13 protein-coding genes are annotated in these 13,788 nt (G+C 69.9%); 4 read left to right on the forward strand and 9 right to left on the reverse strand.

The window, feature by feature from the left end:
* Positions 1 to 54 precede the first annotated feature (54 nt).
* Genes GLX30_RS10405 through GLX30_RS10430 form a run of 6 tightly spaced genes read right to left on the reverse strand, consistent with a single transcriptional unit; the run spans position 55 to position 7,250 of the window.
* A complete protein-coding gene (locus GLX30_RS10405; RefSeq protein ID WP_159686417.1) occupies positions 55 to 1,467 on the reverse strand; it encodes an FAD-binding oxidoreductase in 1,413 nt (470 codons plus the stop codon).
* 55 nt (positions 1,468 to 1,522) lie between these two features.
* Entirely contained in the window at positions 1,523 to 2,320 is a 798-nt protein-coding gene (locus GLX30_RS10410; protein ID WP_159686419.1) for an ABC transporter permease, read from the reverse strand.
* Positions 2,320 to 3,249, reverse strand: a complete 930-nt coding sequence (locus GLX30_RS10415; protein WP_159686422.1) for an ABC transporter permease — start codon at positions 3,247 to 3,249, stop codon at positions 2,320 to 2,322. The genes GLX30_RS10410 and GLX30_RS10415 overlap by 1 nt, the downstream gene beginning before the upstream one ends.
* Positions 3,246 to 4,397, reverse strand: a complete 1,152-nt coding sequence (locus GLX30_RS10420; RefSeq protein ID WP_159686425.1) for an ABC transporter ATP-binding protein — start codon at positions 4,395 to 4,397, stop codon at positions 3,246 to 3,248. The genes GLX30_RS10415 and GLX30_RS10420 overlap by 4 nt, the downstream gene beginning before the upstream one ends.
* Before the next feature lie 39 nt (positions 4,398 to 4,436).
* Complete coding sequence (locus GLX30_RS10425) at positions 4,437 to 5,684, reverse strand: spermidine/putrescine ABC transporter substrate-binding protein (RefSeq protein WP_159686427.1); 1,248 nt, start codon at positions 5,682 to 5,684, stop codon at positions 4,437 to 4,439.
* Between the two features lie 51 nt (positions 5,685 to 5,735).
* On the reverse strand, positions 5,736 to 7,250 hold the full coding sequence (locus GLX30_RS10430; protein ID WP_159686430.1) for a gamma-aminobutyraldehyde dehydrogenase: 1,515 nt from the start codon (positions 7,248 to 7,250) through the stop codon (positions 5,736 to 5,738).
* A 175-nt stretch (positions 7,251 to 7,425) separates the two neighbouring features.
* On the opposite strand from GLX30_RS10430, the gene GLX30_RS10435 reads away from it, so the two are divergent.
* Positions 7,426 to 7,980: an NADAR family protein gene (locus GLX30_RS10435; RefSeq protein ID WP_159686433.1), complete on the forward strand. Its 555-nt coding sequence runs from the start codon at positions 7,426 to 7,428 to the stop codon at positions 7,978 to 7,980.
* A gap of 45 nt (positions 7,981 to 8,025) precedes the next feature.
* Here the strand turns inward: GLX30_RS10435 and GLX30_RS10440 are convergent, their stop codons facing one another.
* Positions 8,026 to 8,724, reverse strand: coding sequence for a DUF4190 domain-containing protein (locus tag GLX30_RS10440; protein ID WP_159686436.1), 699 nt, complete (start codon positions 8,722 to 8,724; stop codon positions 8,026 to 8,028).
* Positions 8,725 to 8,875: 151 nt separating this feature from the next.
* On the opposite strand from GLX30_RS10440, the gene GLX30_RS10445 reads away from it, so the two are divergent.
* The 3 genes from GLX30_RS10445 (at position 8,876) to GLX30_RS10455 (ending at position 11,547) form a co-directional block, all read left to right on the forward strand.
* The gene (locus tag GLX30_RS10445; protein WP_159686439.1) at positions 8,876 to 9,901 is read left to right on the forward strand and encodes an adenosine deaminase; all 1,026 of its coding nucleotides are present in this window, start codon (positions 8,876 to 8,878) and stop codon (positions 9,899 to 9,901) included.
* Between the two features lies 1 nt (position 9,902).
* Complete coding sequence (locus tag GLX30_RS10450) at positions 9,903 to 10,610, forward strand: glycerophosphodiester phosphodiesterase (protein ID WP_159686442.1); 708 nt, start codon at positions 9,903 to 9,905, stop codon at positions 10,608 to 10,610.
* Positions 10,611 to 10,797: 187 nt separating this feature from the next.
* Positions 10,798 to 11,547, forward strand: a complete 750-nt coding sequence (locus GLX30_RS10455) for an ATP-binding protein (RefSeq protein ID WP_159694965.1) — start codon at positions 10,798 to 10,800, stop codon at positions 11,545 to 11,547.
* A gap of 143 nt (positions 11,548 to 11,690) precedes the next feature.
* On the opposite strand, the gene GLX30_RS10460 is transcribed toward GLX30_RS10455, so the two are convergent.
* Both GLX30_RS10460 and GLX30_RS10465 read right to left on the reverse strand, forming a co-directional pair.
* The gene (locus tag GLX30_RS10460; RefSeq protein ID WP_159686445.1) at positions 11,691 to 12,230 is read right to left on the reverse strand and encodes a hypothetical protein; all 540 of its coding nucleotides are present in this window, start codon (positions 12,228 to 12,230) and stop codon (positions 11,691 to 11,693) included.
* A gap of 115 nt (positions 12,231 to 12,345) precedes the next feature.
* Positions 12,346 to 13,785, reverse strand: a complete 1,440-nt coding sequence (locus GLX30_RS10465) for a gamma-aminobutyraldehyde dehydrogenase (RefSeq protein ID WP_159686448.1) — start codon at positions 13,783 to 13,785, stop codon at positions 12,346 to 12,348.
* Positions 13,786 to 13,788 lie beyond the last annotated feature (3 nt).

Here is a 13,788-nt window from a genome sequence, read left to right on the forward strand (position 1 = left end):
GGTGAGCCGCACCGCGCGTCCGGGACGTGGCTGGCCGCGGCGGCCGGGGGCTCGTCAGCTGTCGAAGCCGAGGCCGAACCGGTCCATCGTCCGCAGCCACAGATTGCGCCGGCCGCCGTTGGCATCGGCCCTGGCCATGGCCCACTTGGTCAGGCCGATACCGGCCCACGCCACCGGCTCCGGCGGGAACGGGAGCGGCTTGCTGCGCACCATCTTCAGCTCGGTCCGTTCGGTCCGCTCCCCCGACAGCAGGTCGAGCATCACGTCGGCGCCGAACCGGGTCGCGCCGACGCCGAGCCCTGTGAAGCCGGCCGCGTAGGCGACCTTGCCGCCGTGCGCGGTGCCGAAGAAGGCGGAGAAACGTGTGCAGGTGTCGATGGCGCCGCCCCAGGCGTGGCTGAAGCGGAGCCCCTCGAGCTGCGGGAAGCAGCGGAAGAAGTGCGAAGCCAACTTCAGATACGTCTCCGGCCGGTGGTCCATCTCGGCACGCACCTTGCCACCGAAGGCATAGACGGCGTCGTAGCCGCCCCACAGGATGCGGTTGTCGGCGGTGATCCGGAAGTAGTGGAACTGGTTGGCGCTGTCGCCGAGCCCCTGCCGCCTCTTCCAGCCGACGGAGGCGAGCTGGGCGGCGCTGAGCGGCTCGGTCATCAACGCGTAGTCGTACACCGGGACGGTGTAGGCGCGTACCCGCCGGATCAGCGAGGGGAAGACGTTCGTGCCGAGCGCCACCCGGTGCGCGAGGACGCGGCCGTAAGGGGTGCGGACGACGATGCCCGGGCCGGAGGGCGTGAGCCGCAGGCCGGGGGTGTTCTCGTAGATACGCACCCCCAGGTCCAGACACGCCCGCCGAAGGCCCCAGGCGAGCTTCGCCGGGTGCAGCATGGCCACCCCGCGGCGGTCCCACAGCCCGCCGAGGAAGGTCGGCGAGTCGACCTCCGCGCGCATCGCGTCCGCGTCGAGGAGTTCCAGGCCGGTGAATCCGAGCCGGGTGGCCTCCTGGTGCATCTCGTGGAGCTCGGCGAGCTGGTAGGGCTCGGTGGCGACGTCGATCTCACCGGTGCGTTCGAAGTCGCAGTCGATGCGGTACCGGCCGACGGCCTCCTCGATGGCGTCGAGGTTGCGCCCGCCGAGCTCCTCCAGCGTGCTCAGCTCGTCCGGCCAGCGGGCCAGTCCGTTGCCGAGGCCGTGGGTGAGCGAGGCGGCGCAGAAGCCGCCGTTGCGGCCGGAGGCGGCCCAGCCCGCCTCCCGGCCCTCGATCAGGACGACGTCCCGTGCCGGGTCCCGCTCCTTGGCGAGCAGCGCCGTCCACAGTCCGCTGTACCCGCCGCCGACGACAAGGAGGTCGCACCGCTCGTCGCCGGTGAGGGCGGGCAGCGGGTCCGGCTTGCCGGGGTCTTCCAGCCAGAACGGCGCGGGCCGCGCGTCGGAGAGCGATCGTGCAGAGGTCATGGCGGCTGGGGCCATGGTTCCCACTCCTTCTGGGTGCTACCGGGTCCGGTTCTGGTGCCGCCGGTCCGGTCTACCGGGTCAGGGCGCGCTTCTTCCGGCGGCTGCTGATGATCTGACCGCCGGCCACGATCAGTACGGCGACGGCGAACATGGCCGTACCGATGACGTTGATCTGGACGGGCGTACCGCGCTGGGCCGAGCCCCATACGAACATGGGGAACGTGACGGTGTTGCCGGAGTTGAAGTTGGTGATGATGAAGTCGTCGAAGGACAGGGCGAAGGCCAGCATCGCGCCGGCGGCGATGCCGGGTGCGGCGATCGGGAGCGTGACCCGCAGGAACGTCTGCACGGGCCCGGCGTAGAGGTCCCTCGCCGCTTCCTCCAGCCTCGGGTCCATCGACATGACCCGCGCCTTCACCGCCACCACGACGAAGCTCAGACAGAACATGGTGTGCGCGATGAGGATCGTCCAGAAGCCCAGCTCGGCGCCGAGGTTGAGGAAGAGCGTCAGCAGCGAGGCGGCCATGACCACTTCGGGCATCGCCATCGGCAGGAAGATCAGCGAGTTGATCGTGCCGCGGGCCCGGAACCGGTAGCGGACGAGCGCGAAGGCGATCATGGCGCCGAGAACGGTGGCGCCGACCGTCGCCCACAGGGCGATCTGCAGTGAGAGCGCGAGCGAACCGCACAGGTCGGCGACGCCGCACGGGTCACGCCAGGCGTCGGTGGAGAACTCCCGCCAGGCGTAGTTGAAACGCCCGGCGGGCTTGTTGAACGAGAACACCATCACGACGATGTTCGGCAGGATCAGGTACGCGAGCGTGAGCAGGCCCGCGATGACGACGATGTTGCGCCTTGCCCAGCTCATCAGACCAGGTCCTCCGTTCCGGCCCGGCGGATGTAGACGGTGACCGTGATCAGCACGATCGCCATGAGGATGAACGACAGCGCGGCCGCCGTCGGGTAGTCGAGCACCCGCAGGAACTGCGACTGGATGACGTTCCCGATCATGCGGGTGTCGGTCGAGCCCAGCAGCTGGGCGTTGACGTAGTCACCGCTCGCCGGGATGAACGTCAGCAGCGTCCCGGAGACCACACCCGGCATGGACAGCGGGAGGGTCACCTTGCGGAAGGTCGTGGCGGGCCTGGCGTACAGGTCTCCGGCCGCCTCGTGGAGCCGCGGGTCGATCCGCTCCAGCGAGGTGTAGAGCGGAAGGATCATGAACGGCAGGAAGTTGTACGTCAGACCGGTGACGACCGCCAGCGGTGTGGCCAGCACGCGGCTGCCTTCGGTGAGCCCGAGCCAGCTGGTGACGTCCAGGAAGCCGACGGCCCCCAGCACTTCCACCACCGGCCCGCCGTCCGCGAGGATCGTCTTCCAGGCGAGGGTGCGGATCAGGAAGCTGGTGAAGAACGGCGCGATCACCAGCACGAGCAGCAGATTGCGCCAGCGGCCGGCCTTGAACGCGATGAGATACGCGAGCGGATAGCCGAGCAGCAGGCACAGTGCGGTGGCGGTGCCCGCGTACAGCAGGGAGCGCAGGAACTGCGGGTAGTACTCGCTCAGCGCGTCCCAGTAGGTCGCGAAGTGCCAGGTGACCTCGAAGCCCTCCTCCAGGGACCCCGTCTGCACGGAGGTCGACGCCTGGTAGACGAGGGGCAGCACGAAGAAGACGACCAGCCACAGGATGCCGGGGAGCAGCAGCCAGTAAGGGACCAGCCTGCGGCGCACCGGTGTTCTGTGAACGGGCGGCCCGCCGGGGGCGGGCGACAACGGCGGTGCCTGGGTGACGGTCATGGCCGCTCCCCCACCGTCTCCACGCCCGCGTCGATGGCCTGGGCGGCGTCGAGGCCGAAGGTGTGCTCCGGGTTCCAGTGCAGGACGACCTCGGCGCCCGGCTCCAGGCCGGCCCGGTGTTCGACGTTCTGTGCGTAGACCTCGAGGCCCTTGCCCGCCGGGCTCTCTACGACGTACTGCGTCGAGACGCCGATGAAGGAGGAGTCGAGGATCCGGCCCGTGACGGAGTTGCGGCCTGCGGGCACGGCGTCCGCGTCGGCGACAGGGGTGAGGGAGATCTTCTCCGGCCGGACTCCGACGAGGAGCCGGCCGCCGGTGGCGGTGGCGTCCGGGCAGCGCCCGGCGGGCAGCCGGAGCTTGCCGCCGCCCGCGGTGACGACGACCTCGTCGCCCGAGCTCCGGACCACCTCGGCCTCGATGAGGTTGGAGGTGCCGAGGAAGTTGGCGACGAAGGTCGTCCGCGGGTTCTCGTACAGCTCGGCGGGCGCTCCGAGCTGCTCGACCCTGCCCCCGTTCATCACCGCGACCGTGTCGGCCATGGTCATGGCCTCCTCCTGGTCGTGGGTGACGTGGACGAAGGTGATGCCGACCTCCGTCTGGATGCGCTTGAGCTCCAGCTGCATCTGGCGCCGCAGCTTGAGGTCGAGGGCGCCGAGCGGCTCGTCGAGCAGCAGGACCTGCGGGTGGTTGATGAGCGCCCGGGCGACGGCGACCCGCTGCTGCTGTCCACCGGAGAGCTGGTGCGGCTTGCGCTGGGCGAAGTCGCCGAGCTGGACGAGCTCCAGCATGTCGTCGACCTGCTTCTTCACGGACTTGACGCCACGGCGGCGCAGCCCGAAGGCGACGTTCTCGTAGATGCTCAGGTGCGGAAAGAGCGCGTAGCTCTGGAAGACCGTGTTCACGGGCCGCTTGTGCGGCGGCAGGTCGGTGACGTCCTTGTCACCGAGACGGACGGTGCCCGTGGTCGGGTCCTCGAGTCCGGCGATCATCCGCAGCGTGGTGGTCTTTCCGCAGCCGGAGGGGCCGAGCAGGGCGAAGAACGAGCCCTGGGGGACGGTCAGGTCCAGCGGGTGGACGGCCGTGAACGAGCCGTAGGTCTTGCTGATCCCGGAGAGGCGGACATCGCCGCCCGCTTGCTTGTCAGTCATGGGTCGCGATCCCAGGTGTCGGGGGAAGTGGGGGGCGGGTCAGGCGCCGATGAGCTTGGCGAATTTCTCTTCGTACGCCGTCTCTTCCTCGGAGGAGAGCGAGCGGAACGAATGGGACTTGGCGGCCATGGCCTCGTCCGGAATGATCAGCGGGTTCTTCGCCAGCTCCGGGTCGATCTTCGCGAGTTCGGCGCCGACGCCGGTGACCGGGCACACGTAGTTGATGTACGCGGCGAGTTGCGCGGCGACGGGCAGCTCGTAGTAGTAGTCGATGAGCCGGGTGGCGTTCTTGCGGTGCCGTGCCTCGGCCGGGACGAGCAGGTTGTCGGTCGCCGTGACATAACCGGCGGCCGGGATCGCGTACTTGATGTCCGGGTTGTCGGCCTGGAGCTGGATCACGTCACCCGCCCAGGCGAGACAGGCGGCGAGGTCGCCCTTGGCCAGGTCGGAGGTGTAGTCGTTGCCGGTGAACCGGCGGATCTGCTTCTTGTCGACACCCTTCTGAAGGCGCCCGACGGCGGCGTCGTAGTCGGCGTCGGTGAACGTGCCGGGGTCCTTGCCCATGTCGAGCAGGGTCATACCGACGGTGTCGCGCATCTCGGTGAGGAAGCCGACGCGGCCCTTGAGCGACGGGTCGTCGAGCAGCTGGGTGACGGAGTCGACCTTCCGGCCGCGGGTCGCCTTCGCGTTGTAGGCGATCACGCACGGGATGCCGGTCCACGGGTAGGAGTAGGCCCGGCCCGGGTCCCAGTCCACGGTGCGGAACTGGGACGAGAGGTTGGCGTAGGCGTGCGGCAGCAGCGACGGGTCGAGCTTCTGGGCCCAGCCGAGGCGGATGATCCGGGCCGCCAGCCAGTCGGTGACGTTGATCAGGTCGCGTCCGGTGTCCTGGCCGGCCGCGAGCTGCGGCTGGATCTTGCCGAAGAACTCGACGTTGTCGTTGATGTCCTCGGTGTACTTGACCTTGATCCCGGTCCGCTTCGTGAATGCTTCGAGGGTCGGGCGGCTCTTCCCGTCCTCGCTGGTGTCCATGTACTCGGTCCAGTTGGAGAAGGTGAGCTGCTTCTCCTTGTCCGAGTGGTCGTCCGAGTCGGCTGCTCCGCTCTCCCGCTTGGCGGGCGGGATGCCGCAGCCGCTCAGGATGCCCGCGCCGCCGACGGCGAGCGCACCGGCGCCCGACACCCGCAGCAGCGAACGGCGGGAGAGGGCCCCTCGCCCGTTCGTCAGGCTGCGCCGCATGGCCGCCAGCTGGGCCGCGGAGAGGCGCTCGGTCTCGTACTGCTCCATGACGCTCTGCCCTTTCGGGTGGATACGGCCGCGACGAGCACGGCCCGGCGGCTATCGGCCTGTGAAGATCGTGCGGTGCCAGTCCTTGCGGACCACGGCGGTGTTGTCGTACATCACATGCTTGACCTGTGTGTACTCCTCGAAGGAGTACACCGACATGTCCTTTCCGAAGCCGCTGGCGCGGTATCCGCCGTGCGGCATCTCGCTGATGATCGGGATGTGGTCGTTGACCCAGACGCAGCCGGCCCTGATCTCCCGGGTGGCACGGCCGGCGCGGTACACGTCCCGGGTCCAGGCGGAGGCCGCCAGCCCGTAGGGCGTGTCGTTCGCGAGAGCGAGGCCCTCGTCGTCCGTGTCGAAGGGCAGCACGACCAGGACGGGTCCGAAGATCTCGTTCTGAACGATCTCGCTGTCCTGTGCGGCCCCGGTGACCAGCGTGGGCCGATAGTAGGCGCCGTCGCGCAGATCCCCCTGCGGTGCTTCGCCGCCGGTCACCACGGTGGCGTAACCACGCGCCCGGTCGACGACCGCGGCGACGCGGTCACGCTGCACATGGGAGACCAGCGGACCGAGGTCGGTGGCCGGATCGAACGGGTCACCGAGCCGGACCGTCGCCATCAGATCGGCGACCGCGGCGACGAACGCGTCGTACAGGGGCCGCTGCACATAGGCGCGGGTGGCGGCGGTGCAGTCCTGGCCGGTGTTGATGAGGGATCCGGCGACGGCCCCGTGCGCGGCGGCCTCGATGTCGGCGTCGTCGAAGACCACGAAGGGGGCCTTCCCGCCCAGTTCGAGGTGGAGGCGTTTGACGGTGTCGGTGGCGATGCGGGCGACGCGTTTGCCGACCGCGGTCGAACCGGTGAACGAGGTCATGTCGATGTCCGGATGGCCGACGAGGTACTCGCCGGCGTCACTGCCCGCGCCGCTGACGATGTTGACGACGCCGTCGGGGACGCCTGCCTCGGTGGCCGCCTGGGCGAACATCAGCGACGTGAGCGGGGTGATCTCGGCTGGCTTCAGGACGATGGTGTTGCCCGCGGCGATGGCTGGCAGAACCTTCCAGGCCGCCATCTGCAGCGGGTAGTTCCAAGGGGCGATGGAACCGACCGTGCCGATCGGTTCACGCCGTACGTACGAGGTGTGGTCGCCGCTGTACTCGCCCGCGGACTGCCCCTCGAGGTGACGGGCGGCGCCGGCGAAGAACGCGGTGTTGTCGATGGTGCCGGGGACGTCGAACCCCGTACTCAGTCTGATGGGCTTGCCGCACTGGAGCGACTCGGCACCCGCCAGGTCCTCCGCCTGGCCGGCCAGCACGGCCGCGAAGCGGTGCAGCGCCTCGGAGCGCTCGCCGGGGGTGGCGCCGGCCCAGCCGGGCCGGGCGTCGCGGGCGGCGGCGACGGCCGCGTCCACGTCCGCGGGGCCGGCCAGTTCGTACGTGTGGATCGCCCGACCCGTGGCCGGATCGACGATGTCCTGCATACGCCCCGAGGTTCCGGGCCGCAGTTTTCCGCCGATGAACTGCGCGCCGGCAGCGAAGCGGTCCTGCGTCTGGAAGCGGTTGCCCATTGCGCTCTCCGTAGTCCCAGCTCGAATTGAGTGCCGATCCTGACAGAGGGTGACCCGTGCAACAAGGGATTCCGTTGTTGCCATTTGATTACGCGACGGAATCGGTCGACCATGTGTCGCGTCGCCGGCGTCGTCGCGGGACGGGATGTCAGTGGCGGCTGCCAGACTCCTGTGCATGGGGACGATCGATGAGCTGATCAAGACCACGGCGGCCGGTGGGCGGGTGAAGTTCCTTCACTTCTGGGGGCACACACCGCGCAAGGACGGCACCATCGGGCCCAGTTGCCTGAGTCAGTGGTGGCCGTCACCGTTCGAGGTCGACGGCGTGCGCTATGCGACGGCGGAGCACTGGATGATGGCGTCCAAGGCCCGGCTGTTCGGCGACGCGGAGGCGGAGCGAGTGGCGCTGGCCGCGAAGTCACCGGCGGAGGCCAAGAAGGCGGGGCGGCTGGTGCGCGGCTTCGACGACGCCATATGGAAGCGCGAGCGGTTCGGGGTCGTGCGCTCGGGCAGCGTGCACAAGTTCGGGCAGGACGCGGCACTGCGCGACTTCCTGCTGGCCACAGGGGACCGGGTGCTCGTCGAGGCCAGCCCGATGGACCGCATCTGGGGCATCGGACTGGCCGCGGACGACGAGCGGGCGCAGGATCCCGTTCGCTGGCGCGGGCTCAACCTGCTGGGGTTCGCGCTGATGGAGGCACGCGAGGAACTGCGGAGCGGCAGGGGCTGACAGCGGCCGGACCGGGGCCTCTCGCCTGAGCCAGGACGAAAGGCTCTAGCGGTTGACGTCGACGACCAGGTGGTTCGAGTAGCTGTCGTAGTCGTAGTCGTCCTGCTTGTTCTCCTCGTTGATCGCCGTGGTGATGCCCCAGGCGATCAGCGCGATGACGACGGCCCCGATGACGATGCCGCACACGCCGAGGATGATGCCCGCCAGCGCCATGCCGCCGTTGGTGGCCTCGCCCCGCTGGGCGCGCTTGCGGCCCAGGATGCCGAAGATCAGCGCGAGGATGCCGAGAACGATGGCGACGACGCCGTACAGACAGAAGAGGCAGACGGAGAGGATGCCGAGCACCATCGCGGTGATGCCCATGCCGTTGGCCGGCTGCTGCTGCCAGCCCGCGGCCTGACCGTATCCGGGATAGCCCGGGTACCCCGCGCCGTACGGGTCCGGGGCGCCGAAGCCGGCAGCGGGGGGCTGGGGCAGGCTCGGTGCCGCCGGGTAGCCGTAGGCTCCCGCGGCCGGCTGGGCGGGTGCGGGCCCGCCGGGCGCGACGGGCGGCGGTGGGACGGACCCGGTGTCCTCGGGGCCCGCGCCGGGCATCGAGATGACCGTGGGCTGGTCGTGCACGCCGGGCGGGGCCGCTGCCGGCTTGTCCAGAGGCACCTTGCCGGCGGCACTGCTGCTCTCCGGCGGAGCCCACGGGTCGTGCGGCTGAGGCCCGCCGGACGGCTGAGCCTGATTGTCGGACATCGTTCTCCCCCATCGGTGGTCCGGCCATGTTACGGCCTCGGTTCTCGCCACCGGGGGCCGCCTACCATGATCCCGGAGCACAACCACCGCCCGGCGAACAGGACCTGTCCCCGGCCCCGCAGGAGCGGCCCGTCCCACCTGGAGGAATCCGATGAACGATCTGCGCCCCTTCGTCGCAGGGCTGCCCAAGGCAGAGCTGCATGTGCACCATGTCGGCTCCGCCTCTCCTCGGATCGTCGCGGAACTGGCCGCGAACCACCCGGACTCGATGGTGCCCACCGATCCCGAGGCACTCGCCGACTACTTCACCTTCACCGACTTCGCGCACTTCGTCGAGGTCTACCTCTCGGTCGTGGACCTGATCCGCACCCCGGAGGACGTGCGGCTGCTCACCTTCGAAGTCGCCCGCGACATGGCGCGGCAGAACATCCGCTACGCGGAGCTGACCATCACGCCCTTCAGCTCCACCCGCCGCGGCATCGACGAGAAGGCATTCATGGCCGCCATCGAGGACGCCCGCGCCGCGGCGGAGCGGGAGCTCGGAGTGGTCCTGCGCTGGTGCTTCGACATCCCCGGCGAAGCAGGGCTCGAGGCCGCGGAGGAGACCGCACGGCTCGCCGTCGACCTGCGGCCGGAGGGCCTTGTCTCCTTCGGTCTCGGCGGACCCGAGATCGGCGTTCCGCGCCCGCAGTTCAAGCCGTACTTCGACCGTGCGATCGCCGCCGGCCTGCGTTCCGTGCCGCACGCCGGCGAGACGACCGGGCCGCAGACGATCTGGGACGCGCTGACCGATCTGCGCGCCGAGCGCATCGGACACGGCACCAGCTCGGTGCGGGACCCGAAGCTGCTGGCCCACCTCGCCGAGCACCGGATCCCGCTGGAGGTGTGCCCCACGTCCAACATCGCCACCCGGGCGGTCACCGACCTCGAGCAGCACCCGGTCAAGGAGATGGTCGCCGCCGGTGTCCTGGTCACGGTCAACAGCGACGACCCGCCGATGTTCGGCACCGACCTCAACAACGAGTACGCGGTCACCGCCCGGCTGCTGGACCTGGACGAACGCGGTATCGCCGGTCTCGCCAAGAACGCGGTGCAGGCGTCGTTCCTGGACCCTGCCGGCAAGGCCCGGATCGTCTCGGAGATCGACACGTACACCGCCGAGTGGCTCGCCCGCTGACATGCGCGCGGTGACGGTGGTCGCCCACCGGGGTGACCCGTACCGGTTCCGTGAGAACACCCTGCCCTCGCTGCGCTCGGCCATGGGGCGCGGCGCGGACGCGGTCGAGATCGACGTACGGCTCACCAGGGACGGCGTCCCGGTGCTGCTGCACGACGCGACGCTGAAGCGGTTGTGGGGTCATGACCGGCCGCTGGCGGGGCTCACGAAGGCGGATGTCGACGGCCTCACCCATGGCGGTGTGCCTACCCTCCGTGAGGCGCTGACCGGACTCGGCCCGCACCGGCTGATGATCGATCTGCCCGGCGCGACACCGGAGTCGGTGCGGCGCGTGGTGGACACCGTCCGCGACTGCGGTGCGGCGGAGCACGTCTATTACTGCGCCGGCCCTGCGACGATGCTCGCGGTCCGCGCGGCCGACGCCACCGCGGAGATCGCGATGACCTGGACGACCCTGGCCCCGCCGCGCCCCGCGCTGCTGGACGCCGTGAAGCCGCGCTGGCTCAACTACCGTTTCGGTCTGGTGGGGCGGGAGTTGACGGACCGTGTGCACCGGGACGGTCTGCTCGTCTCCGCGTGGACGGCGGACACCCGCCGTACGATGCGGCGACTGATCGGCTGCGGCATCGACTCGATCACCACGAACCGGGTCGACGCCCTCAGGGCCGTCCTCGCAGACTCGCGCTCTGTGAAGGGACCTCAGAGGTGACAGACCGGATCCGCCCCGGCACGGCCCACCACTCCCGTGTCCGGAACTGTGCGGAGGTGCCGCAGTCCGGCGCGCCGGGCCGCAAGCCGTAGTGGACGTGCGGCGGACGGCCGCCAGGGCACGGGCCCTGGCGCGGGCCAATCCTTGGTACGTCGACATCGGTGTCGCGCTTCTCGTGCAGGCGGCGATGACCATGCCGTTCGTGATGCCGCGTCCCGTCGGCTCGCCGCCGGCGACCTGGGCGGCGTACGGGCTCACCACCTTGACGGTGCTGCCTCTCGTCTGGCGGCGGCGGGCGCCGGTGGCCGTGCTGCTGGCCGTTCTGGCTGCGGGTGCGGTGAGCCTCATGATCGTGCAGGCGGAAGCGGGGCCTGTCACCGTCCGCACGGACCCGCAGAAGGCGGAAGCGGCGTTCGACGCGATCTCCGAGGCGGGGCGGGACGCCATGGCGCAGTTGCGCCGCATGCTGGGGGTGCTGCGGGAGAACGAGGTGCAGGGGGCGCCCCGTGCACCGCAGCCGGACCTCGGCGACCTGCCCACCCTGATCGACCGGGTCAGGACGGGAGGTCTGGAGGTCTCCTGCCGTACGGAGGGAGCGGCCCGGGCGCTGACGCCGGCGACCGGGGCCACCGTGTTCCGCGTGGTGCAGGAGGCACTGACGAACGTGGTCAAGCACGCCGGAGCCACCCGGGCGTCCGTCCGGCTCCACCACGGCCCTGGCGCCCTGGAGATCACCGTCACCGACGACGGCCGGGGGCCGGCTCCGGCCGGGGGGCCCGGCAGGACGGGCGGCCACGGACTGACGGGCATACGGGAAAGGGCGGCGGCGCACGGCGGTACGGCGAGCACCGGCGCGGGGCCTGGCGGGAAAGGCTTCGAGGTCAGGGTCGTACTGCCGGTCCCGGCCGGCACGTCCGGATCCTCGCCGGGAACGTAAACTCCGGCCGGGAGGTGGGAAGTTGCCGATCCGTGTGGTGGTCGCGGACGACCAGGAACTGGTCCGTCGAAGGGGCGGGAAGCCAACCCGGTCGTGACGGACGTCATCCTCACCACGTTCGGCACGCCGGACGACCAATGACCTCAGGTCGCTGACGGGACGGGTCCGGCCGCGGGCGCCGCCGCCGTCAGCGCCTCGAGTCGCTTGATCCTGCGGCGCACGAGGTACAGCGGGATCACCCCGAAGACGCCGAAGGACATGTCGATGACCGACCACCAGAAGGGGATGCCCCGGATCGGGCCGCAGATCAGGGCGAGCGGAATGATCGCGGCGCAGGCGATCATGCCGAACTCGACGACCCAGACGTTGCGCACGGGGTCGCGATAGGGCCCGTAGAAGGCGACGGCGATCACGAGGTGGGCGAAGGCGAGCCAGTCGGTGCCGTAGAGCACGAACGGGTACGTCGCTTCGGTCGCGTCGAGTCCTTCCCGTACCCGCCCGACCCACTCCATGAGGCCGGGCAGCTGTTCGGGGACGGGCGAGGCGGACGACCCCAGCAGGTCCTCGAGCAGGCGCACTTCCGTCACCAGGGGAAACGCGGTCACCCCGCTGAGCACCAGACACACGACGAAGAAGGCCAACCACACGCGTATTCCCCGCAAGAGGGCTGCTCGCTCGCTCATACGGGCACCCTACGGCAGAAGTGAACGCGTTCAAAACCCTTTCGCGAGGACCGCCCGCACGACAGCGCGCCCGGTGCACAAGTGCACCGGGCGCGCCGCGTCCTGAAACAGGGACTCAGCCGTCGAGCGACGTCATCACGTGCTTGATGCGCGTGTAGTCGTCGAAGCCGTACGCCGACAGATCCTTGCCGTAGCCGGACTTCTTGAAGCCGCCGTGGGGCATCTCGGCGACCAGCGGGATGTGGGTGTTGATCCACACACAGCCGAAGTCCAGCGCCTTGGACATCCGCATCGCCCGCGAGTGGTCCTTGGTCCACACCGAGGAGGCCAGCGCGTACTCCACGCCGTTCGCCCACTCGAGTGCCTGCGACTCGTCCGAGAAGGACTGCACGGTGATGACCGGGCCGAAGACCTCGTTCTGGATGATCTCGTCGTCCTGCTTGAGGCCGGAGACGACGGTGGGGGCGTAGAAGTAGCCCTTGTCACCGACCCGCTGCCCACCCGACTCGACCTTGGCGTGCGCCGGGAGGCGGTCGATGAAGCCGGTGACCTGGTCCAGCTGGTTCGCGTTGTTCAGCGGACCGTAGAGCACGTCCTCGTCGTCCGGGGCGCCGGTCTTCGTCTCGGCCGCCGCCTTGGCGAGCGCGGAGACGAACTCGTCGTGGATCGACTCGTGCACGAGGACACGCGTGGCCGCCGTGCAGTCCTGGCCGGCGTTGAAGAAGCCCGCCACCGAGATGTCCTCGACGGCCTTGGCGATGTCGGTGTCCTCGAAGACCACGACCGGCGCCTTGCCGCCGAGCTCGAGGTGGACCCGCTTGACGTCCTTGGCCGCGGAGGCCGCGACCTGGATGCCGGCCCGCACGGAGCCGGTGATGGAGGCCATGGCGGGGACCGGGTGCTCGACCATCGCACGGCCGGTGTCGCGGTCTCCGCACACCACGTTGAAGACGCCCTTGGGCGCGATGGCACCGATGATCTCGGCCATCAGCACGGTCGAGGCGGGCGTGGTGTCGGACGGCTTCAGCACGACGGTGTTGCCCGCCGCGAGAGCCGGCGCGAACTTCCAGACGGCCATCATCATCGGATAGTTCCACGGCGCGACCTGCGCGCAGACGCCGACCGGCTCGCGCCGGACGATGGAGGTCATGCCCTCCATGTACTCACCGGCGGAGCGGCCCTCCAGCATGCGGGCGGCGCCGGCGAAGAAGCGGATCTGGTCCACCATCGGCGGGATCTCTTCGGTGCGGGTCAGCCCGAGGGGCTTGCCGGTGTTCTCCGACTCGGCCGCGATCAGGTCCTCGGCCCGCTCCTCGAACGCGTCGGCGATCTTCAGCAGTACCTTCTGGCGCTCCGCGGGCGTGGTGTCGCGCCAGGCGGGGAAGGCGGCCGCGGCTGCGTCCATGGCGGCGTCGACGTCGGCCTGGCCGGAGAGCGGCGACGTGGCGTACACCTCGCCGGTGGCGGGGTTGACGATGTCGATCGTCCGGCCGTCGGCGGCGTCCTTGAACTCCCCGTTGATGTAGTTGCGCAGTCGACGCAGCTCGGTGGTCACTGT

This window comes from Streptomyces sp. Tu 2975, assembly GCF_009832925.1.
Lineage (GTDB): Bacteria > Actinomycetota > Actinomycetes > Streptomycetales > Streptomycetaceae > Streptomyces.

Coding starts and splice junctions, on each gene's coding strand:
- GLX30_RS10440 (WP_159686436.1), bottom strand. CDS start 8,724: ATGTCCGACAATCAGGCTCAGCCGTCCGGCGGGCCTCAGCCGCACGAC.
- GLX30_RS10455 (WP_159694965.1), top strand. CDS start 10,798: ATGACCATGCCGTTCGTGATGCCGCGTCCCGTCGGCTCGCCGCCGGCG.
- GLX30_RS10415 (WP_159686422.1), bottom strand. CDS start 3,249: ATGACCGTCACCCAGGCACCGCCGTTGTCGCCCGCCCCCGGCGGGCCG.
- GLX30_RS10430 (WP_159686430.1), bottom strand. CDS start 7,250: ATGGGCAACCGCTTCCAGACGCAGGACCGCTTCGCTGCCGGCGCGCAG.
- GLX30_RS10460 (WP_159686445.1), bottom strand. CDS start 12,230: ATGAGCGAGCGAGCAGCCCTCTTGCGGGGAATACGCGTGTGGTTGGCC.
- GLX30_RS10410 (WP_159686419.1), bottom strand. CDS start 2,320: ATGAGCTGGGCAAGGCGCAACATCGTCGTCATCGCGGGCCTGCTCACG.
- GLX30_RS10420 (WP_159686425.1), bottom strand. CDS start 4,397: ATGACTGACAAGCAAGCGGGCGGCGATGTCCGCCTCTCCGGGATCAGC.
- GLX30_RS10450 (WP_159686442.1), top strand. CDS start 9,903: ATGCGCGCGGTGACGGTGGTCGCCCACCGGGGTGACCCGTACCGGTTC.
- GLX30_RS10445 (WP_159686439.1), top strand. CDS start 8,876: ATGAACGATCTGCGCCCCTTCGTCGCAGGGCTGCCCAAGGCAGAGCTG.
- GLX30_RS10435 (WP_159686433.1), top strand. CDS start 7,426: ATGGGGACGATCGATGAGCTGATCAAGACCACGGCGGCCGGTGGGCGG.
- GLX30_RS10425 (WP_159686427.1), bottom strand. CDS start 5,684: ATGGAGCAGTACGAGACCGAGCGCCTCTCCGCGGCCCAGCTGGCGGCC.
- GLX30_RS10405 (WP_159686417.1), bottom strand. CDS start 1,467: ATGGCCCCAGCCGCCATGACCTCTGCACGATCGCTCTCCGACGCGCGG.